We start from the raw sequence: 19069 nt of genomic DNA on the forward strand, positions 1-19069 counted from the left end.
GCGGGCACGGGGCCCGCGGAGCGGCGGCTCGCATCAGCCGACGCGCTGGTCGAGCCCCCAGCGGCGCCGGAGGGCGTTGTCGGCCGCGCCGAAACACATGTCCACGACGATGCCGATGATCAAAATCACGATCATCGTCGCGAGGAGGCCGGGCGCGTCGGAGAGCTCCCGGGCGTTGTCGAGCTGTTCGCCGATCGACGCCTGGTGGGCGATGATCACGAGAAGCTCGCCCGCCATCAGGGACCGCCACGCGAACGCCCAGCCCTGCTTGAGCCCCGACAGGAACGACGGCAGCGACGCGGGCAGGATGACGTGCCGGTAGAGCGCCAGGCGTCGCAGGCCGAGGATGTGCCCGGCACGGAGCAGGATCGGCGGGGTGTAGTCCACGCCGGCGATCAGCCCGTTGGCGATCGACGGCGCCGCCCCGAGGACGACCACGAACATGATCGCGCTCTCGCTGAGTTTGAAGAACAGGATCGCCAGCGGGAACCACGCGATGGAGGGCATGGTCTGCAGGCCCGTGATCAGGGAGCCGAGCGCCGCCCGCAGGGGCCGGACCCGCGACACGGCCGCGCCGACCACGAGCCCGACCAGCACCGCGATCGCGAACCCGGTGATCGCGCGGCGCATCGTCACGCCCAGGGCCTCGTAGAACTCGGCCTCACCGAGGCGGTTCCACAGATCCTCAAGGACGGTCACCGGGCCGGGAAGGACGTACTCCGGGCGCCACCCGCTGAGCACGACCAGCTCCCAGACGGCGAGGACGAGGACGATCGCCGAGATCATCGGCCAGCTTCTGGCCCAGACCCTTGAGGCCAGGCTCTGCCGTTCCCGGTTGGACAGCTCCAGCGCGTCCAGACCGGCGATGTGCTGGGAAAGATCAGCAGTCATTGGGCACCCGCTACTTCTCGATCCCGGCGCCGACGGGCGGCTGCGCCGCCGGCTTGGCGTGGCGCAGCACCTCCTGGCGCAGCCTGTCGGTGATGGTGGAGGCCAGTTCGGCCACTTCACCGGAGTCGGTACGGCGCGGTCGCGACAGTGTCACCGGGAAGTCCTCGATCACCTTGCCGGGCCTGCTGCTCAGCAGGACGACCCGGTCGCCGAGCCGTACGGCCTCGCGCACGTTGTGGGTGACGAACAGGACGGACAGCTCCCGCTCCCGCCAGATCCGCTCCAGCTCGTCGTGGAGCAGGTCACGGGTCATCGCGTCGAGGGCGCCGAAGGGCTCGTCCATGAGGAGCACGTCGGCGTCCTGGGCGAGGGCCCTGGCGAGCGCGACCCGCTGGCGCATGCCACCGGACAGCTCGTGCGGGCGCTTGTCGCCGAAGCCACCGAGGTGGACGATCTCCAGGAACTCCATCGCCCGCGCGCGGCGCTCCTTCTTCGTGGTGTTCTTACCCGAGCTCGTCACCCGGAGCGCCAGCTCGATGTTCCCCGAGACGGTGAGCCAGGGGAACAGGGCCGGCTCCTGGAACATCATCGCGATGCGGGCGTCCCTGGTGTCGATCTCTCCGGCGGTGGGGCGGTCCAGGCCGGCGACGAGGTTGAGCAACGTGCTCTTGCCGCAGCCGGACGCGCCCAGCAGGCAGACGAACTCGCCCCTGTCCACCGAGAGCGTGACCTGGTCCAGGGCCAGGAGCTCCCTGCCGTACACCTTGGAAACCGCGTCCAGCCGGACCGCGGGCTCGTGCCCGTCGGTCCGGCCGGGGCGCAGCTCCTGTATCGGAGCTGTCACTTCGCCTCCCTGACCAGCGGCTCGCCGGCCCGTGACCGGACGCGCCGCTTCGACTCTGCTGTTCTGTGCCGCCTGCTCGGGTCGATCACTTGTCGCTCACCGCGGGCTGGCTCTTGGCCGCCAGGACCTCGTTGAGGATGGTGAGGTCGTAGATGCCGTTCAGGTCCACTGGGTCGAGCAGGCCGACCTTCTGGGCGTGGTCGGCGCTGCCGACGAGGGAGGACGCGATCGGGTCGTTGGTGAAGGTGATGTTGCCGAAGGCGCTGTCCAGGACCGCCGGCGCGACGGGCTTGCCGGTCAGCTCCTTCAGCTCCGCGTTGACCGCCTCCTTGGCGCCCGTCGGGTCCGACTGGATGAAGGCGTTGGACTCGACGTGCGCCTCGATCAGCTTCTTCACCAGGTCGGGGTGGTCCTTGAGGAACTGCTGCCGCACGATCAGGTGCGTGATCACGAACTGCTTGTTCGGCCAGAGGTCGGCCTCGGTGAGCAGGATCTTGCCCTTGCTCTCCTGGACCAGGCGGCTCGCGAAGGGCTCGGGCACCCAGGCGCCGTCGATGTCACCGGTGGCGAAGGTCTGCAGGGTCTGGGCGTTCTCCTGGGGGAGGATCGACACCTCGCCGCCGCCCTTGGTGTCGGTCTCGATTCCCTTCTCCTTGAGCCAGTAGCGCAGCGCGACATCCTGGGTGTTGCCGAGCTGAGGCGTGGCGATCTTCTTGCCCTTGAGGTCCTCGACGCCGTTGATCTCGGGCTTGACCACGAGGAACACGCCGCCGGACGCCGCGCCTGCGACGATCTTGATGGCTTCGCCCTTGGACTTCGACCAGGCGTTGATGGCCGGGTTCGGCCCGATGTAGGTCGCGTCGATGGCGTCGGAGAAGATCGCCTCGGTCGCGGCCGGTCCGGCGTTGAAGGTGGAGACCTTCAGCGTCGCGTCGCTGCCGAGCGCCTTGGCGAAGAAGCCCTTCTGCACCCCGACCAGGGCCGTGGAGTGCGTGATGTTCGGGAAGAAACCGAGACGGACCTCGGTCGTCGTCTTCGCCGTGTCGCCGCCGGAGGACCCCCCGCCTCCTCCGCAGGCCGCCGCGAGGGCTGTCACCGTGACCGCGGCCAGTGCCACTGCCATCCCCCGGAGCCTGCGAACCCTCATTGACTACTCCTTAATTCCTACTTAATAAGTCGGTTAAGTGCATAAAATGGCAAATGAGTCCTCCTGTCAAGCGGTGGTGACCGTATGGGTGTGAGTCGTTACCAGTTCGTGTTTCTCGGTGCGCCGCCGCCGACGGGACCGTACGGCCGGCCCGCACACATCAAGCGGCAAAGAGCCGTGTCGACCCCTGGACTTGAGGGGTGAATGCCGCCGAGCCGACACCTCGGTACCCCGGCACGCGATAACTTCTTGGAACGCATCCCGCATGCGCCCGAGGAAGCCAACGGACAGGACCCAAGATGCGCGTTTCCGTGATCGGATGCGGTCACCTCGGTGCTCCGCACGCCGTCGCGATGGCCGAGATCGGCCACGAGGTGATCGGCGTCGAGTCGGATCCCGACAGGTGCGGAGCCCTGGGCAACGGCATCGCCCCCTTTTTCGAGGAGGGCTTCGAGGATCTCCTGGTCCGGCACACCTCCTCCGGCCGGCTCCGCTTCACCACCGACCTGGGGGAGGCCGCGGACTTCGCCGACCTGCACTTCATCACGGTCGGCACCCCGCTGCGCGAAGACGGCCATGGCTACGACATGACCCAGGTGATCGACGCGATGCGGTCGCTGGTCCCGCTGCTGAGCAGGCCGGCCACGATCGTCGGCAAGAGCACGGTGATGGTCGGCACCGTCGAACGGCTCCAGAAGATCATCGATGCTGACGCGCGGGTCTCCGGTGTGGAACTGGTCTGGAATCCGGAGTTCCTGCGCGAGGGTCATGCCGTGCGGGACTCCCTGTTCCCCGACCGGGTCGTGGTCGGCCTGACCTCCCGGCAGGCCCGCGAGGCGGTCGAGGAGGTGTACGCGCCGATCCTCGACCACGGGGTGGGGTTGATCCTCACGGACCCGCCCACGGCAGAGGTGATCAAGTCGGCCGCGAACGCGTTCCTGACCACCAAGATCTCGTTCATCAACGCGATAGCCGAGGTGTGCGAGTTCGTCGGAGCGGACGTGAACACGGTCGCCCACGCGATCGGCGTCGACAAGCGGATCGGGCACGACGGGATGCGGCCGGGCATCGGCTACGGCGGCGGGTGCCTGCCCAAGGACGTGGCGGCCTTCACGCACCGCGTCGGCGAGCTGGGCGCGCGGAACGCGCACGGATTCCTGACGGCCGTCGAATCGATCAACGCCGACCGGGTCCCGGCGGCGGTCAGGCTGATCAAGAGGGCGCACGGCGGTCCGATCGACGGCCTTACCATCGCGTTCCTCGGCACGGCGTTCAAGGCCGGAACCAGCGACGTACGCGACTCGCCCGCCCTGCGCCTGGCCGAGAGGCTGGCCGAACGCGGCGCGACACCGGTCATCTACGACCCCGCGGCCATCGCCGCCACTCGCGAGCTGCACCCCGAATTCAGCTACGCCGACACCGCCGAGCAGGCCATCACGGACGCCGATCTCGTCGTGCTCGCCACCGAGTGGCCGGAGTTCACCGCCGATCCCAAGCTCCCCGCGGACACCGCCGACCTGGTACGTCACCGGGTGCTGGTGGACGTGCGCAACGCGGTCGAGCCGGGCCCGTGGCTCGCCGCCGGATGGGAGGTCTGGCAGCTCGGCTGCCGGCCCCAGCGTCCGTAGGCGCGGTGGTCGAGTCAACGACCCCCTCCTGAGGGAGAGGGCTTGAGGCGCGGTGATGCGCTTTGAAGCCCCGCGTTGACCAGCCCTGGCCGTCAGCTCAGGGAGGTGCGTTTTGATGGCCACGTTGAACACGAGATCGCAGACCCACCGGCAGGTGCTTCCTCAGCCTGCCGCTCTGGAATCCGTGGGAGCAGACACGCCCGAGGGTGGGCACGAAACGGCTCACGGACACCGCCTCGCGGCGGTACCTGGTGTTCGACCTGGGCGAGGGGAGATCGAGCGGACCGGCACCCGGTCTGCTCGGCGTCACCCCGAGGGCGCTTCGGTGTCCGAGGGAGCGAACCGTGAGGTTCACCCCGTCGTGTTCGTCCTCGACAGGCACGGCCACCCGCTCGACCCCTGCCATCCTGCCCGTGCCCGCCGCCTGCTGGCGGCCGGGCGGGCGGTGGTGGTGCGTCACACTCCGTTCGTCATCCGTCTCAAGGACCGGTCGGCCGCCGATTCCGTTGTGGCAGGCGTGCAGGTCGGTATCGACCCCGGCTCCAAGCACACCGGCCTGGCCGTGTTCACCGGCCACGACGGGAGCCGGACCGGACGGTATGCGATCCGGCTCGACCACCGGGGCGCGCTGATCCGCGACAGGCTCACCTCGCGAGCCGCGTACCGGCGAGGTAGGCGGTCGCGGAACCTGCGCTACCGCGCCCCCCGGTTTCTCAACCGCACCAAGCCGAAGGGGTGGCTCGCGCCGTCGCTGCGACACCGCGTCGAGACCACCGTGTCGTGGGTGGTGCGGCTGACCCGGTGGGCGCCCGTGACCGCCGTGCACGTGGAGCGGGTCGCGTTCGACACGCACGCCCTGTCGGCCGGGCGGCCGCTCGAAGGAGTGGAGTACCAGCAGGGCACCCTCGCCGGGTACGAGGTCCGCGAATACCTGCTGGCGAAGTGGGGCCGGGCGTGCGCGTACTGCGGCAAGCAGGATGTGCCGTTGAACATCGATCACATCCACCCGCGTTCCCGGGGCGGCTCGGACCGGATCAGCAACCTCACCCTGGCCTGCGTCCGGTGCAACCAGGCCAAGAACGCCACCCCGATCGAGGAATTCCTCAAAGGCAGGCCCGCCCTGCTGGCGAGGATCCTCCGGCAGGCGAAGGCTCCACTGCGGGACGCCGCCGCCGTCAACGCCACCCGGTGGGCGCTGTGGCGGGCACTGGAGGCGACCGGCCTGCCCGTTCACACCGCGTCCGGTGGCCGTACGAAGTGGAACCGCTCTCGCACCGGCGCGCCGAAGTCGCACACATTGGACGCGCTGCATGTCGGCTCGCTCGACACCGTGACCACCTGGCCGTCCACCGTGCTCGTGGCCACGGCGACCGGTCGCGGCACCTACGCCCGCACCACCCCCGACCGATACGGGTTCCCCCGCCTTGTCCGGCCACGGAGCAAACTGCACCACGGCTTCCAAACCGGCGACCTGGTCCGCGCGAACGTCCCGGCGGGCAAGAAGGCCGGGGTTCACGCCGGGCGAGTCCTGGTCCGTTCCTCCGGCTCGTTCGACATCACCACCCGGCACGGTCGCGTCGCGGGGATCAACCACCGGCACGTCCGTCATCTTCAGCGCGCGGACGGCTACGGCTACACGACTCAGAAAGAAGCCGATCGAAATGACTGACCGGTCAGGGCACGCTCGGGCCTTGGCGGCCCTCCCGCTCCCGATTCCTCCCCGGCCTGAAGGCCGGAGCATCCTCGGGAGGTTGCGGTGAAAGCGGACGTGGAAGGGCGGGAGGCGGCAGTGCCGGGCTGCTGGCGTCCCCGGATGGTGGTGGCCGACTCCCTCCACCATCCTCGTCGGGCCGGCTTCGGGCCTCGTTCTGACGCGTTCAGCCGGCGGCGCTCAGGTAGCGGACGCGTACGGTGTTGCGGACGGCCTTTCCGTCCTGCTCGTCGGTGTACTCGGCGACCTTGACGTAGCCGTGGTCGTCGTAGATGCGTCCCAGCTCGGGGCTGCCCGCCCAGTGGTCCAGAGCCAGTGCGGGAGCGCTGTGCGCCCTGGCGAGACGCGCGGCTTCCTCCAGCAGGGCCGAACCGACGCCGCGGCCGTCGGGGCCGCGGTCGGTCATCACGGTGTGGATGAACACCGATCCGTCGGGCACCACGGCGGCGGGGATCCGTGGCGGAATCATGGGCGCGGCGGCCAGCATCCCGACGCACCGGCCGTCCCGTTCGACCAGGGTGATGACGCCCTGGCGCGTCCAGTCGGAGACCCGGTCGGGAAAGCCCGGGATTCGGGAGAACGGTACCGTTCCCCATTGCTCCGGGCGGTCCTGGGCGATGAGCCATGCGTGGACGGAGTCCATCAGGGACAGCAGGGCCGGAACGTCGTCGGTCGTCGCCGACCGCGGCTGGACGGAAGGACGTGGCATCGGGGGCTCCCGGAGGTTAGACTTCACGCGACCCAATTAATTCAACTTTCTAAGGGTTAGATTGTCAAAGCAAAATAGGGTCCATGCCGTGACCAGGGCCGTTCAGGAGCTCCAGGACGCCACCGATCTCATTGACGAGCTGGCGGCCCGGCGCCTCGGCGTCAACCGCACCGACCTGAGGTGCCTGAGCCGGTTGACCGCCCGCGGCCCGCTCACCGCGAGCGAGCTGGCGGCCGCCGCCGGTCTCACCGGAGGTGCCGCCACCACCGCGATCGACCGGCTGGAGCAGGCCGGCCTGGCCACGCGGATCCGCGACACGGCGGACCGGCGCCGGGTCCTGGTGAACCTGACCGAACAGGGGCAGAGAGCCGTGCAGGAGGTCTGGGGGCCGATCGTGACCGAGGCGCAGACCGAACTTCTCCGGCTCAGCACCGCCGAACTCGACACCATCGAGACGTTCCTGCGCCAGGCGCTGCACAACCAGGTCCGGCACGCCGACCGCCTGCGCCGACCGGCCGAACCGCCGGACCACGGGGGCATCGCGTGAGGATCGTCTTGCCGGCGGTGGTGCGCCGACGGTGTCCGGATGGCCCCTGACCACGGGGAGAACCGCCGGGCTCACAACACTCCCCGCCGCGAGGGGTGGGTTCAGGTGCTTAGCCACGGTCTGCTCACAGGTCAGGCAGGTGCCGCAGCCGAGGGTGAAGGCGGCGCGGGTGCGCAGCACGTCTCTTCCAGGAAGGCGTGGAGTTTCGTGCAGGCGCCGAACCTCGGGACGTCCTCGAAAACTGTCGGTCCCTGTCGTCACCATCGACGGAGGCTCCCCAACCTCACCCCCGGAGGCTGCTGATGACCCGACGACGTACACCGGCCGGACGAAGACCCCGCCGCCGCAAGGACAACGCGGACTGGCTGCTCTGGCTGGTCGCCGTCGTCTTCCTCCTGGCGGTCGCAGGCTGGCTCATCGACCTGGTCGTCGCCAACTGGCCACTGATCATCGGCCTCACGGTCGCGCTGGTGGCGGGGCTGGTCGGCCTGCTCGTGCTCCGGCAGCGAACGATCGACGCCCGGCAGCGGGAATGGCTGAGAGACAACGCCCATCTCGAACGCGTCGACCAGATGACCGGCGTTCAGTTCGAGTCACTCGTCGAGGCACTGCTTCGGCGGGATGGGTTCCACAAGGTCCGCAGGGTCGGCGGCAGCGGTGACGGCGGTGTCGACGTCATCGGGACCGCTCCCACCGGCGACCTCTTCGTCGTTCAGTGCAAGCGCTGGGCCAAGTCTGTCGGCTCACCCGAGGTCCGAAACCTCCTCGGCGCCCTCCATGCCTATCCCGGGCACCGAGGTGTTCTCGTCGCCACGACGCGCTTCACCGCCCCGGCCAAACAGTGTGCGGTGGGAACGGATCTGCTTCTGATCGACCGCGAGCAACTCGCCGCCTGGCTGAACGGAGCCGCGGCCCTTGCTCCGTCAGCGCGCGCGACCGGCGGCTTATGGCCTCCGCGACACCAACGCTGATCACGCACCTTCCCCCAGGCGCCCCAGCGCGGTGCGTACTCGCAGCAGCACCGTTTCGAAGTCATCCCAGGGGTGAAGGGAGGGGATGCGGGACGGCCTTCCGCTCGTAACGGACGGGTTCGACAGGACGGCCGGGTGCCGTCGGCCGTGGTCGTGCAGGATCTTGGCTCATTTCGCGGCAGATGCCGCGGGTTCGGCCGAGGCGGCGCCGGGCTTGCCGCGCAGCGGTACCTCCTTGATGAACACGGCGGCGGCGAAGGCGCCGACCAGGAAGATCTGCTGCGTGCCGTGTCAGGTCCGAGGTGATGTTTCGGGGGCGACGAGTTCGACCTCGAATCCGTCGGCGTCCTCCAGGTAGGCGGCATAGTGCCGCTCGCCACCGGCATGGGGATGACGTTCCGGGAACAGCAGGGTCCAGCCGTGCCGCGGTGCCCGCTCGGCCAGGGCGTCGACCATGGCCCGGCTCTCGATGTGGAAGGCGAGATGGTTCAGGCCAGGGCGGCGCCGGTCGTGTTCGTCCGCGCTGAGAGCGGGCGACTGCTCAAGGACCAGATAGGTGGAGCCGAGCCGCCAGCTACGCCCGTCGGCCCAGTTCTGGAAGAGGGTGTAGCCCAGCTCGCCCAGCAGCCACCCCCAGCCGGCGACGGCCCGTGGCAGGTCCGGCACCCAGAGCTCGACATGGTGCAGCATGCCGGTGGTCATCTTGCTCATCCCGCGATCCCTTCCGTACGTCCGACCAGGATGGCGTACTTGGAACCGGGCTCCGGCTCGACCAGAGGGCGACCTGCCGTTCGGCACCGGGAAGCTACGATGACAGGTGTGACCCGGCAGGAGATGGGACGGCGAGCTACCGGCGCCGAGCCGCGATAGAAGAGGCGACACCGCCTCACCGTGCTCGGCTTCGCCCCGCCGATCACCCATCTCACGCCCAGGGCCTCTCCTTGTCACCAGACACTTCCCATGACCCGTTCCCGCTGGGACGTACAGCCGTACGTCTGTCCTGGGATCGGACCCCCACCCGGTTGCGCTCTTTCCTGGCCGCGCACCTCGGCGCGCCCGTTGTCGCCGCTCAGGTTCAGGGGGGCGGTTTCACCCCTGGCATCGCGGTGCGTCTCGACCTCGGCGGGGAGTGGGTGTTCGTCAAGGCCATCCCCGTCGGGCACCCGCTGGCCGACACGTACCGGACCGAGGCGGCGACCGCCGTGCGGCTTCCGCGACAGGCGCCGGCGCCGGGGCTGCGCTGGCACGGTGACCAGGCAGGCTGGGTAGTCCTGATCTTCGACGATGTCGCGGGGACCCACCCTGATCTTTCCCCCGGCTCGCCCGACATCGGTATCACGGTCGCCGCGCTGTCGGCGATGACCGAGATCCTCACTCCCACTCCTGCGGGTGATCTGCCATCGACCTCCGCCACCCGCGGGCGGTGGTTGCGCGGCTGGGCGGAGCTGTCCCAGTCGCCTCCCGATGACCTCGGAGACTGGGAGCGTCGTCATCTCCCCGTACTGGCCGACCTGGAGTCCCGATGGTTGGGCGGCGCGGACGGCAGCACGCTGGTGCACGGCGACATCCGCCCTGACAACCTGCTCATCACCTCAGCGGGGATCGTGATGGTCGTCGACTGGGCACAACCCGGCAACGGAGCGGCCTGGCAGGACATCACCGACCTCATCCCCCATCTCATCATGGCGGGCCACACCCCCCAAGCCGCGGAGACGACCCTGACCGGTGTCCCGGCGTGGGAGGCCGTCCCGCCCGATGTGATCACCGGCTACGCGGCGGCCTACGCCGGGTACTGGACCCGCATGGCCCGCCGGCCCGATCCTCCGGGGGTGCCCCACCTGCGGGCCTACCAGCGACGGGCCGGCCAAGCCGCACTCGCCTGGACGAAGTACCGCACCAGCTGACATACCGTGTTCCTTCTCGGAACGTTCCCGGCGTAGGCGTGCATTGCCGTTGCACAGGACCTCGGCTTCGACCAGGGGAGAGGCAACCATCTCGGCCTCTCGGGCGAAGATTCCATCGAACACCGCGGCGGCGCTGCGCCACCGCTCCTCGCCCATGCTCTTGTTGATGTCCTCATTACGGGTGATCAAGTCGAGATACACGTTGGCGTCGGGATACACGCGGGGGAGGCTAGGCACGCCTCGCCTCCCGGATGTAGTCGTCGACGCTCTGACCGCCCAGCCAGTCCGGTGCGATCCCCAGCAGCTCCGCAACCGGTGCGACTCTTTCCTGGTCTTCGGGGAGAGGCTCCAGGTGTTCAATATCGATACCGAGGCCGTCGCTCGCGCCGCGTCATCGCCGGCTCCTCAGCGGTAGGGGGTCGCACCCGGGTTGAACAGCACGTGAGCATCATGGACCGTTGCCCGAGTCCGGGCGACCGCTTCTGCCAAAAGGGCCTGACCTTGGGGTGGTGTGTCGGCTGGTGGGTGCGGTGGGCGGGGTCGAGGATGTCGCCGACCTCGCTCAGGTGCTCTTGATCCCAACCGGTCGATGTCGTCCATCGACCCGATAGCTCGATCGGCCTATCGGTCGTGGACCGGAATCGGCTCAGCTAGCGCAGCGCGCCCGGGAGGTGCGGGGAAGGGGTCGGCGAAATACTGGGTCTCGTGCGTGACAAGGCCATCGGTGATCTCCATGACACTGAGCGAGTATGTGGGTACGCCGTCATAGGTGATCACGCACTCGCTCACCCAAAGGTCGCCGCCGCCCAGGATCCGGCGGATGGTGAAGTGGCGTTCGGTCGGGTGCCCGCCGCGTTGCGCTTGGATCCTTGACCGGCCTCTGAAGCGCTCGCCCGACTGCGGGTAGTCCAGGATCGCGTCTGCAGCGTAGATCGCGTGCTCAGCGTCGACGTCCCCCCGTTCGGAGGCCTCCCAGTGCTGTTGGAGCCGAGCCCGGATATCGGCTTCAGGATCAATTTCGCTGTTCATCCGTTAGCCCCCTCATGACCAGAAGGAATGTCGCCGGCTCGCAAGACAGATGTTACCGAGGGTTCTCGTGCGGCTTGGGACCTCGGTAGCCGGACCCCGGCCCCGGTGCAAGGCGGCGCTCAGGGGCTAGGTTCGTGGGATGAGCGTCCGATCTCACGCCTGGTGCGGTCGAACACCTCCGGCAGCTCGGGGAAGTCGACCCGCGGCAGCATGTCGTCGACCAGCGACCGCAGTTCCTTCATCAGCGGCGGCTCGTCGATCGGGCCCAGCTTCTCTAGCTGCAGGCGGCCGCTGACGAACTGCACCGCGGTGTTGGCGCCGAGCCCGTCCAGCACCCGCGCATACGCGCCCTCCAGCGCACTCGGCCACACTGATATTGGGCGCTGTAGGCGTCAGTGTGCGCCTGGCGGAGAGCATCGCGGACGCTGCGGCGTGTATCCCCCACGCAGTCAGAGGATTCGTACCCAGAGGTAGGCGGGTCGGGCCGAAGATGGGAGATCTTCTACGGCTACGGTGTGAAAACTGGTGGCCAGGTGCTTGGCCCGAATCTCACCGCATCGCCAAGGCGATACCTCGGCCGGCGAAGGCCGAGGTGGTCACCCGGCTTGGGGTGCGCCGGCGCACCGACCAGCCCGGCATCGACATTCACGGCATGGCCGTATCTGTCGAACAGGAGTCAAGTCAATCGGTCAAATTGGGCCTTCTCAGCCGCCCGGTTGGCGGGTTATCAAGAGCCTGAGCCCCGCTCACGACCACCACTCCGATGTGGACGAAGGATGACATGCGCCGGCTATGGGCAGTGATCGTACGAACGCTCTGCATCGCGGCCCTGGCCGCGACCGGGCTCGCCGCGGCCGCCACGGACGCCGCGGCGGCCGAGCCTCCCCGCTGGGGGTTCGCCGTCGTCAGGAGCGGCGCCGTCGTGGACTCCATGCGCCAGGCGGGCTCGTGGCCGGACGGGCTCAAGGTCGAGGCCACCCCGGGCGGCCCCGGCCAGGTGTTCGTGAAGTTCCCGCAGATCGGCATGGCCGCCGGGGGAGTCGCCCACGTCACGGCGATCTCCCAGTCCGCCGACTGGTGCCAGGTCCAGGGCTGGTGGCAGTCGGGCGCCGACGAGATCGTGGCGGTGCAGTGCCACCGGTACGGTGTGGGCCCGATCACCTCGTGGTTCTCCGTCACCTTCGGGTACAGCGCCCAGTACCTGCCCGCGCCCCAGGCGTTCGGGTACGTGCACTGGGACGGCTCCGCCGTGGCCGCGCGGTTCAACTCCTCGGCGCCGACCGCGGTGAACACCGCCGAGCCGTTGACGGCCCCGGGAACGTGGCGGGTCACCCTGCCGGGGCTCGGCTCGGCGGGCCACGCCGGGAACATCCAGGTCACCGCGGTCGACTCGGCCGTACCGGCACGCTGCAAGCTGGGCGGATGGACCGCGACGACGGCCGCGCAGAGCATCGTGGTGCGCTGCTACGACGCCACCGGCACATCGCTGAACACCGGATGGAGCCTGACCTACCACCGCGAGCGGGCCATCACCTGGACACCCCAGCCGTACCGCTTCGCCTACACCTTCGACAACGCCCCCGACACCCTGGGCGCCTACCGGCCGACGCCGTACCCGGTCAGCTACAACTCGCAGTCCGGGGGCGTGCAGCTCAGCAGGTCCGCGGTCGCCAGGAAGCAGGTGATCTTCGGCAACACCGGATACCGGGACAACGTCCAGGTCACCGCGTTCGGCTACGGCTCGGAGTTCTGCAACCTGCTCGCCCCCTGGGAGTCGTACCCGGCGTACGTGAGCATCCGGTACGTCACCTGCTACAACGGCGCCGTCCAGGTCGACCACCCGGCGATGATCACGTACGTGGCCCGCTAGTGCGGTGTTCGTCGGCGTGCACCGTGTTTCCGGTGGGTGTTTGAGTACTCGCACCCGCTCATCGATCAGGGGCGCGGTGATTCCGGCACGTGTCGCTCTGTCGTGGAGGATTCGGATGGGCGGCCGACCTGCCGCCGTTCCGCATCAAGATCCGGGACGCTGCGGGGATCACCGGCCTGGAGGGGCCCGATCTGCCGTCGAAACCGATCAAGGTCTTGGCCTGCCACCGCCATGGCCGGGCACCTGGGACGAGCTGAATACTTTGCCTTTGCGCTAAGTGTTTCGGCGGGCAATACTTAGCCGCATGGCACAGTATTCGGCCGAGCTCGACGGCGTGTTCGTCGCCCTCGCCGACCCGACGCGGCGCGGCGTCATCCGACGCCTTGGCCGCGGTCCGACGAGTGTGGGCGATCTCGCCCGCGAGTTCCCGATGACCCTTCCCTCCTTTATGAAGCACGTGCGGACGCTCGAGGAGAACGGCCTGATCCGCACGGTCAAGCTCGGCCGGGTGCGCACCTGCGTGCTCAACCGTGACCGTCTCGCCCTCGTCGACGGCTGGCTCGCGGAGCAGCGCCAGATCTGGGAAGAGCGCACCGACCGGCTCGAACGCCTCGTCACCGATCCGATGGAGGAACAACCATGAACCCCGATCTTGACCTGACCCTGCAGCGGGTCATCCGCGCCCCCCGCGCCGCCGTGTGGAGCGCGTGGATCGATCCCTCCCGCTTTGAGAAGTGGTGGGTCCCGGCGCCGACCGTGTGCCGCGTCGACCGCCTCGACGTCCGGCCCGGCGGCGCGCTCGTGACGCGACTGAGCGACGACGGGGTGGACTTCGTCCCGCACATCAACGCGAGCTTCCTCGTCGTCGACGAGCTCGAGCGGATTGTGTTCACGAACGCGATCGACAGCGCCTGGCGCCCCGCGAATCCCGCGCCGGTGCCCATGACAGCCGAGATCACGCTGAGCGATCATCCGGACGGTACGGACTACCGGATCATCGTCCGGCACGGCGATCCGGCCGCCCGCGCCCGCCACGAGGAACTCGGCTTCTTCGAAGGCTATGGCTCGGTCACCAAGCAACTCGCCGTGGTCGCGGAGAGCCAGGCCGCGCGGTGAAAATCGCTCTCACGGAGTTCGTCACCCTCGACGGGGTCAGCCAGGGCCCCGGCTCGCCGACCGAGGATACGAGCGACGGCTTCACCCGGGGCGGCTGGCTCGTGCCCCACCTGGACGAACTCTTCGTCCGGCGTACCTCCGACTGGCTGGACCTCGCCGACGGTCTGCTGTTCGGGCGGCGAACCTACGAAGCGTTCGCCCGGGACTGGCCGCAGATCACCGACCCGGACGACCCGTACACCGAGCGGATGAACTCACTACCGAAGTACGTGGTGACCAACACCCGCACCGAAGGGAGTTGGCATCCGACGACCGTGCTCCGTGGTGACCCGATCCAGACCGTCGGGGAACTCAAGGCGCAGCCAGGACGGGAACTCCAGATCCACGGGAGTGCGCGACTCGGCAACGCCCTGTTGGCGGCGGGCCTCGTCGACACGCTCCGGCTTGTCGTCGCCCCGGTCGTGACCGGTTCCGGGCGGCGGCTGCTCGACCACCCGAGCGGACCCGTCGGCCTTCAACTCGTCCGCCACGAGGTGACGGCGAACGGCCTGCTGCTGCTCCAGTACGAGACTGTCGGTGCTGCCCCGGTAGCGGAATACGAGGGCGTCACGGCCTTTGTCTAGTGCGGTGACCAGGACCGGATACGTTCACCGGGTTTGATCACGCCGCATTCTCGCACCTACAACGCCCCGTAACTCGACTTCGGGCGCCGGAGTGGGCGGGGTGGTGCGGCCACTGTCCGAACACGGACATATCCGACGCCGCCTCCCGGTCACCTGGGACGCGTGACCGGGAGGCGGTGACGGGTCCGAACCGGACCGGTCGCTGAGAGGTGAGGTAGGGCGGCGGCGACCGGACACCGGAGCCGCGGACGCTGTCAGCCGGTGGGGCGCAGGTCGGCGGCGTCCGGGTCGGGGACGGGCTGGGACGCGGCCGCGGCGACCCGGGCACGCGGACCGGGGAGCCTGAGGGCGGCCAGGACGGCCGTCAGCATGACGGCGCCCAGGACGTAGACGGCGGCGCGCATTCCCTCGGCGGAGGCGGCGCGCAGGGCCTGCCCGGACAGCCCTTCAATGTCGTGGTTGGCGACAGCCACAAGAACCGCCAGACCCGCGGCGGTTCCCACTTGCAGCGCGGTGGAGGCCACCCCGGAGGCCAGGCCCTGTTCGTCCGCCGAGACGCCGGTGCCGGCGGCGATCCACATGGCCTCGTAGGTGATGCCCATGCCCAGACCGATGACGACGACCCCGGCCAGGACGGTGAGGACGGATCCGTCCGCGTGCATGCCGGGGGCGAGGAACGCAGCGCCCACGGCGTTGACGACGATGCCGGTGATCAGCGCGCTCCGGGTGCCGAAGCGGTGGATCAGCCTCTCGCTGAGGAAGTTTCCTGCCGTGATCGACAGGGTCGGGCCAAGGAACGCCAGCCCGGTCTCCAGGGCGCTGAAGCCAAGGACGTCCTGGAAGTACAGGGTCAGGAAGTACGGCACGGCCTGCATCGTCAGCCCGAAGACGAGAATGACCACGACCGCTCCGCTGAGCGCGCGGTTGCGGAACAGTCGCAGCGGCATCAGCGGTGTCCGACCCCAGGCCTGGACGCGCAGGAACGTGGCCAGCAGGACCGCCGCGAGAACGGCCGCGGCTATCACCTCGGCCCGTGCCCAGCCGACCTCGGAGCCGTGCGCGACCGCGAAGATCAACAGCGTGATGCCCGCGGTACCGGTCAGGGTTCCGAGCACGTCGACGCTTCCTCTGCTGACGCGGCCGTCGGGGGGCAGCAGGGCGAAGGCGGCGACGGCACCCGCGACGGCCAGCGGGACGTTGACGTAGAACACGGCCTGCCAGCCCAGGGCCTGGGTGAGCACCCCGCCGGCCAGTGCGCCCGCGGTGAGCCCGCCGGCGCCCGCCATGGCCCAGACCGTCAGCGCACGGTTGCGCTCCCTGCCCTCGGCGAAGGCGGTGTTGACCAGGGCCAGCACCGCGGGGAACAGCACCGCACCGGCGAGGCCCTGCAAGGCGCGCGCGGCGAGCAGCACCGCCGGCGCCGTGGCCAGGCCGCCCAGCACGGAGGCCGCGCCGTACAGCGCCATGCCGAGCACGAACATCCGCCGACGTCCCATCAGGTCGGACAGCCGACCGCCGAACAGCAGGAAGCCTCCGTAGAGGACGGCGTACGCGGTGACCACCCATTGCAGGGTGTGCGGTGTGAAGCCGACATCGGCGGCGATGTCGGGCAGGGCGACATAGATGATGGTGAAGTCGAGGCTGATGATCAGATGCCCGAGCGCGAGCAGCGCGAGGCTCCATCCCGGCCGTCGGCTGCGGGCCGGGGACTGAGTTGTGGACATGGGTGTGCCTTTCGTCCGTGTGTGGTTCGGTGGCCTGTCATGGCTGCACCGGGACCGGCGGACATTTGTTGGCACACCCCTTGAGGGCACTGGGGTGGGCGGCGCCCGGGCTCGGTCCGTCCGGTCCGGTCATCGCCCCTCCCCTCCCTGCGTGCTCTGCGCTGTCTTCGGTACGAATATGCCGCTCGCCGCGGGCCACGACATCGGACGCCCGGTCAGCATGGCCCGGGACCTTGGACCTAGGACCAGCGGAGGTCTCCGTGGCGAGAACGCGAGGCCGTTGGCCTGTGGGCCTTCGAGGAGGCTGAGTGCGGCAATCGGGGTGTCGCTTCGCGCGTACCTGGTGACACGCCCCATAACGACAGGCATGGTCGGGCGGACTGTTTGACCTCAAGTGCGGTTGAGTTCCTAGGTTCGTCAGCGACTCATCCAGACAAGACGACCAAAGGAACTCGACTGTGACGACCTTGGTGACAGGCGCCACCGGGAACACCGGCCGGCACGTTGTGGCAGAGCTGGTCCGCCGAGGAGAGCGGGTTCGGGCCCTGACGCGAGACCCGGCTGCGAACGCGGGAAGATTTCCGGCCGAGGTGGAGCTGGTGGCCGGCACGCACAACACACCAGAGAAGTTGGACGCCGCACTCCACGGCGTCAGCCGGCTGCATATCACGGTGACCGCTGGACTTGCCGAGGTCGGGCCCGAGCTGGTCCAGCGGGCGGTCGCCGCGGGCGTTCAGCGCTTCACCGTGCTGTGGGGCGGCTGGGTGGGCCCGGTCGAGCAGGCGGTGGCGGACTCAGGCGTGGAATGGACACGTCTGGAAGCACAAGAGTTCATGTCCAACACGTTGAGCTGGGCCGAATCGATCCGAGCCGAAGGAGTGGTCCGAGAACCGTACGACTTTCCCAGCGCGCTGGTGCACGAGGCCGACATCGCGGCCGTGGCAGCCGTCGCACTGCTCGATGACGGCCACGCGGGGCAGTCCTACAACCTCACCGGACCCGAACCGCTGACCCCAAGTGAGCGGGTCGCGATCCTGTCGCGGACGCTCCGTCGCGACATCGCCTTCGAGCCGATAACGCACGAACAGGCGATCGACAGGCTGATGGCCACCGGAGTGTCCCGGGCGGACGCCGAGTATGTCGTTGGCTGGTATGCCGCGTCCAATGATTCCTCCAAGACCGTGGACGACACGGTCGCAAGGGTGACCGGCCGTCCGGCACGTACGTTCATGCAGTGGGTGGACGAGCACGCAGACCGTTTCTAGCGTTTCCAGGCCGGGGGTGATCTCTATCGGCTGAACGCGCCCACGCCGGCCGATCTCCCTCTGTCCGGAACCCTCGTAGCACCCCAACCACGACCGAATAGGCGACGGTTGATTACGCGAGGTCGCCAGAGTGGCACCCCATCATGTGCCGCCGCCGATCCACCCCGCCGCTGTAGATCCGCGGCCGACGTCCGTCCCCTCGCGCAGGGCGGTCACGTCACGTGCGCTCGATCGGCAGGGCCGGGCTGGTCGGGTGTTCCGTGGCTGGGCCAGGCGACGTCGTCAACCGCCAGAAATGGCTCGTGGGCCACGGCCGCGGGGGTCACCCCGGCGAACTCCATGATGTCCCGATGCAGGTGGGACTGGTCGGCGTAGCCGCCGTCCGCCGCGACCCCGGCCGCGTCGTGCCCCGCGGCCAGGCGGTGGGCGGCATGGTCGAAGCGGACCAGCTTCGCGGCGCGCTTAGGCGGCAGGCCGATCTGCGCGTGGAATCGCGACCACAGGCGCTTACGGCTCCATCCGAGCTCGGCCGCCAGCCGCTCCACCCGAACCAGGCCGCGGCTGACCACGATCCGGTGCCAGGCCCAGGCCACCTCCGGCTCGACCGGCGACCCCACCTCACGCCGACGGGCGAGCAACGCCTCGATCAACGCGAAGCGATCCTGCCAGGAGGAGACCTCGCCCAGTTGCTCGCTGATCCGTGACGCCTGCCTGCCCCACAGGTCGTCCAGCGTCACCACGTAGCCGTTCAGCTCGGCCGGGGCGACGCCCAGAATCGCGCGGGCGACCACAGGGGACAGGCGCATCTGAACACACGCGATGTTCTGGCCTCGCACCCACACCGCGCCGCCGAGTCCGAGCCCGGCGACAAGACTTCCCCGGTGCTGCCGCCCGGCGACGTCCTCAACGACGGGCGGGCCGGCCCCCAAGTCCAGAACCAGCGTCACGGCCGGGTGCGGAATCATCCGGTGACCCTCCGGAGCCATGCCCTGGTCGCGGAAGCCGGCCATGGTGACACCCGCCACCCGGCTGCGCCGCACTGAGGATGCAACGTCCCACATAACGGCATCGTCACGTCCGCGCACAGTGG

At 69.1% G+C, this 19069-nt stretch carries 19 protein-coding genes; 10 read left to right on the forward strand and 9 right to left on the reverse strand.

Annotation, left to right across the window (positions count from 1 at the left end):
• Positions 1 to 33 precede the first annotated feature (33 nt).
• The 3 genes from ABZU75_RS06980 to ABZU75_RS06990 all read right to left on the reverse strand — a co-directional run bounded on the left by ABZU75_RS06980 (position 34) and on the right by ABZU75_RS06990 (position 2882).
• Entirely contained in the window at positions 34 to 891 is an 858-nt protein-coding gene (locus ABZU75_RS06980) for an ABC transporter permease (RefSeq protein WP_355550346.1), read from the reverse strand.
• A gap of 10 nt (positions 892 to 901) precedes the next feature.
• Positions 902 to 1735, reverse strand: a complete 834-nt coding sequence (locus ABZU75_RS06985; protein WP_350915841.1) for an ABC transporter ATP-binding protein — start codon at positions 1733 to 1735, stop codon at positions 902 to 904.
• An 85-nt stretch (positions 1736 to 1820) separates the two neighbouring features.
• On the reverse strand, positions 1821 to 2882 hold the full coding sequence (locus ABZU75_RS06990) for an ABC transporter substrate-binding protein (protein ID WP_350915843.1): 1062 nt from the start codon (positions 2880 to 2882) through the stop codon (positions 1821 to 1823).
• Between the two features lie 299 nt (positions 2883 to 3181).
• Here ABZU75_RS06990 and ABZU75_RS06995 point away from each other — a divergent pair, with 299 nt between their 5' ends.
• Together ABZU75_RS06995 and iscB are read left to right on the forward strand one after the other, a co-directional pair.
• Entirely contained in the window at positions 3182 to 4510 is a 1329-nt protein-coding gene (locus ABZU75_RS06995; protein WP_355550349.1) for a UDP-glucose/GDP-mannose dehydrogenase family protein, read from the forward strand.
• Positions 4511 to 4835: 325 nt separating this feature from the next.
• Entirely contained in the window at positions 4836 to 6179 is a 1344-nt protein-coding gene (gene iscB / locus ABZU75_RS07000) for an RNA-guided endonuclease IscB (protein WP_355550351.1), read from the forward strand.
• A 208-nt stretch (positions 6180 to 6387) separates the two neighbouring features.
• Here the strand turns inward: iscB and ABZU75_RS07005 are convergent, their stop codons facing one another.
• Positions 6388 to 6930 carry a GNAT family N-acetyltransferase gene (locus ABZU75_RS07005; RefSeq protein ID WP_355550353.1) on the reverse strand — a complete coding sequence of 181 codons (543 nt, stop codon included), beginning with the start codon at positions 6928 to 6930 and terminating at the stop codon, positions 6388 to 6390.
• Between the two features lie 88 nt (positions 6931 to 7018).
• Here ABZU75_RS07005 and ABZU75_RS07010 point away from each other — a divergent pair, with 88 nt between their 5' ends.
• Both ABZU75_RS07010 and ABZU75_RS07015 read left to right on the forward strand, forming a co-directional pair.
• Positions 7019 to 7477 carry a MarR family transcriptional regulator gene (locus ABZU75_RS07010; protein ID WP_355550355.1) on the forward strand — a complete coding sequence of 153 codons (459 nt, stop codon included), beginning with the start codon at positions 7019 to 7021 and terminating at the stop codon, positions 7475 to 7477.
• A 302-nt stretch (positions 7478 to 7779) separates the two neighbouring features.
• The gene (locus ABZU75_RS07015; RefSeq protein ID WP_355550357.1) at positions 7780 to 8448 is read left to right on the forward strand and encodes a restriction endonuclease; all 669 of its coding nucleotides are present in this window, start codon (positions 7780 to 7782) and stop codon (positions 8446 to 8448) included.
• A gap of 291 nt (positions 8449 to 8739) precedes the next feature.
• On the opposite strand, the gene ABZU75_RS07020 is transcribed toward ABZU75_RS07015, so the two are convergent.
• Positions 8740 to 9159: a VOC family protein gene (locus tag ABZU75_RS07020; protein WP_355550360.1), complete on the reverse strand. Its 420-nt coding sequence runs from the start codon at positions 9157 to 9159 to the stop codon at positions 8740 to 8742.
• A gap of 311 nt (positions 9160 to 9470) precedes the next feature.
• Between ABZU75_RS07020 and ABZU75_RS07025 the strand changes: the two genes are divergently transcribed.
• Positions 9471 to 10352 carry a phosphotransferase gene (locus tag ABZU75_RS07025; protein ID WP_355550362.1) on the forward strand — a complete coding sequence of 294 codons (882 nt, stop codon included), beginning with the start codon at positions 9471 to 9473 and terminating at the stop codon, positions 10350 to 10352.
• A gap of 621 nt (positions 10353 to 10973) precedes the next feature.
• Here the strand turns inward: ABZU75_RS07025 and ABZU75_RS07030 are convergent.
• Positions 10974 to 11381, reverse strand: coding sequence for a nuclear transport factor 2 family protein (locus tag ABZU75_RS07030; RefSeq protein ID WP_355550364.1), 408 nt, complete (start codon positions 11379 to 11381; stop codon positions 10974 to 10976).
• 119 nt (positions 11382 to 11500) lie between these two features.
• Complete coding sequence (locus tag ABZU75_RS07035; RefSeq protein ID WP_355550366.1) at positions 11501 to 11752, reverse strand: hypothetical protein; 252 nt, start codon at positions 11750 to 11752, stop codon at positions 11501 to 11503.
• Between the two features lie 428 nt (positions 11753 to 12180).
• On the opposite strand from ABZU75_RS07035, the gene ABZU75_RS07040 reads away from it, so the two are divergent.
• The 4 genes from ABZU75_RS07040 to ABZU75_RS07055 all read left to right on the forward strand — a co-directional run bounded on the left by ABZU75_RS07040 (position 12181) and on the right by ABZU75_RS07055 (position 14990).
• The gene (locus ABZU75_RS07040) at positions 12181 to 13251 is read left to right on the forward strand and encodes a hypothetical protein (protein ID WP_355550368.1); all 1071 of its coding nucleotides are present in this window, start codon (positions 12181 to 12183) and stop codon (positions 13249 to 13251) included.
• Positions 13252 to 13555: 304 nt separating this feature from the next.
• Positions 13556 to 13894, forward strand: coding sequence for a metalloregulator ArsR/SmtB family transcription factor (locus ABZU75_RS07045; RefSeq protein ID WP_355550370.1), 339 nt, complete (start codon positions 13556 to 13558; stop codon positions 13892 to 13894).
• Positions 13891 to 14367, forward strand: coding sequence for an SRPBCC domain-containing protein (locus ABZU75_RS07050; RefSeq protein WP_355550372.1), 477 nt, complete (start codon positions 13891 to 13893; stop codon positions 14365 to 14367). The genes ABZU75_RS07045 and ABZU75_RS07050 overlap by 4 nt, the downstream gene beginning before the upstream one ends.
• A complete protein-coding gene (locus tag ABZU75_RS07055) occupies positions 14364 to 14990 on the forward strand; it encodes a dihydrofolate reductase family protein (protein WP_355550374.1) in 627 nt (208 codons plus the stop codon). Before ABZU75_RS07050 ends, ABZU75_RS07055 begins: the two co-directional genes overlap by 4 nt.
• Positions 14991 to 15244: 254 nt before the next feature.
• On the opposite strand, the gene ABZU75_RS07060 is transcribed toward ABZU75_RS07055, so the two are convergent.
• Entirely contained in the window at positions 15245 to 16714 is a 1470-nt protein-coding gene (locus ABZU75_RS07060) for an MFS transporter (protein ID WP_355550376.1), read from the reverse strand.
• Between the two features lie 458 nt (positions 16715 to 17172).
• On the opposite strand from ABZU75_RS07060, the gene ABZU75_RS07065 reads away from it, so the two are divergent.
• The gene (locus tag ABZU75_RS07065) at positions 17173 to 17979 is read left to right on the forward strand and encodes an NmrA family NAD(P)-binding protein (protein ID WP_350915889.1); all 807 of its coding nucleotides are present in this window, start codon (positions 17173 to 17175) and stop codon (positions 17977 to 17979) included.
• Between the two features lie 212 nt (positions 17980 to 18191).
• Here the strand turns inward: ABZU75_RS07065 and ABZU75_RS07070 are convergent, their stop codons facing one another.
• Entirely contained in the window at positions 18192 to 19040 is an 849-nt protein-coding gene (locus ABZU75_RS07070) for a helix-turn-helix domain-containing protein (RefSeq protein WP_355550379.1), read from the reverse strand.
• Positions 19041 to 19069 lie beyond the last annotated feature (29 nt).

The organism is Streptosporangium sp. NPDC005286, assembly GCF_040607515.1.
Taxonomy (GTDB): domain Bacteria; phylum Actinomycetota; class Actinomycetes; order Streptosporangiales; family Streptosporangiaceae; genus Streptosporangium.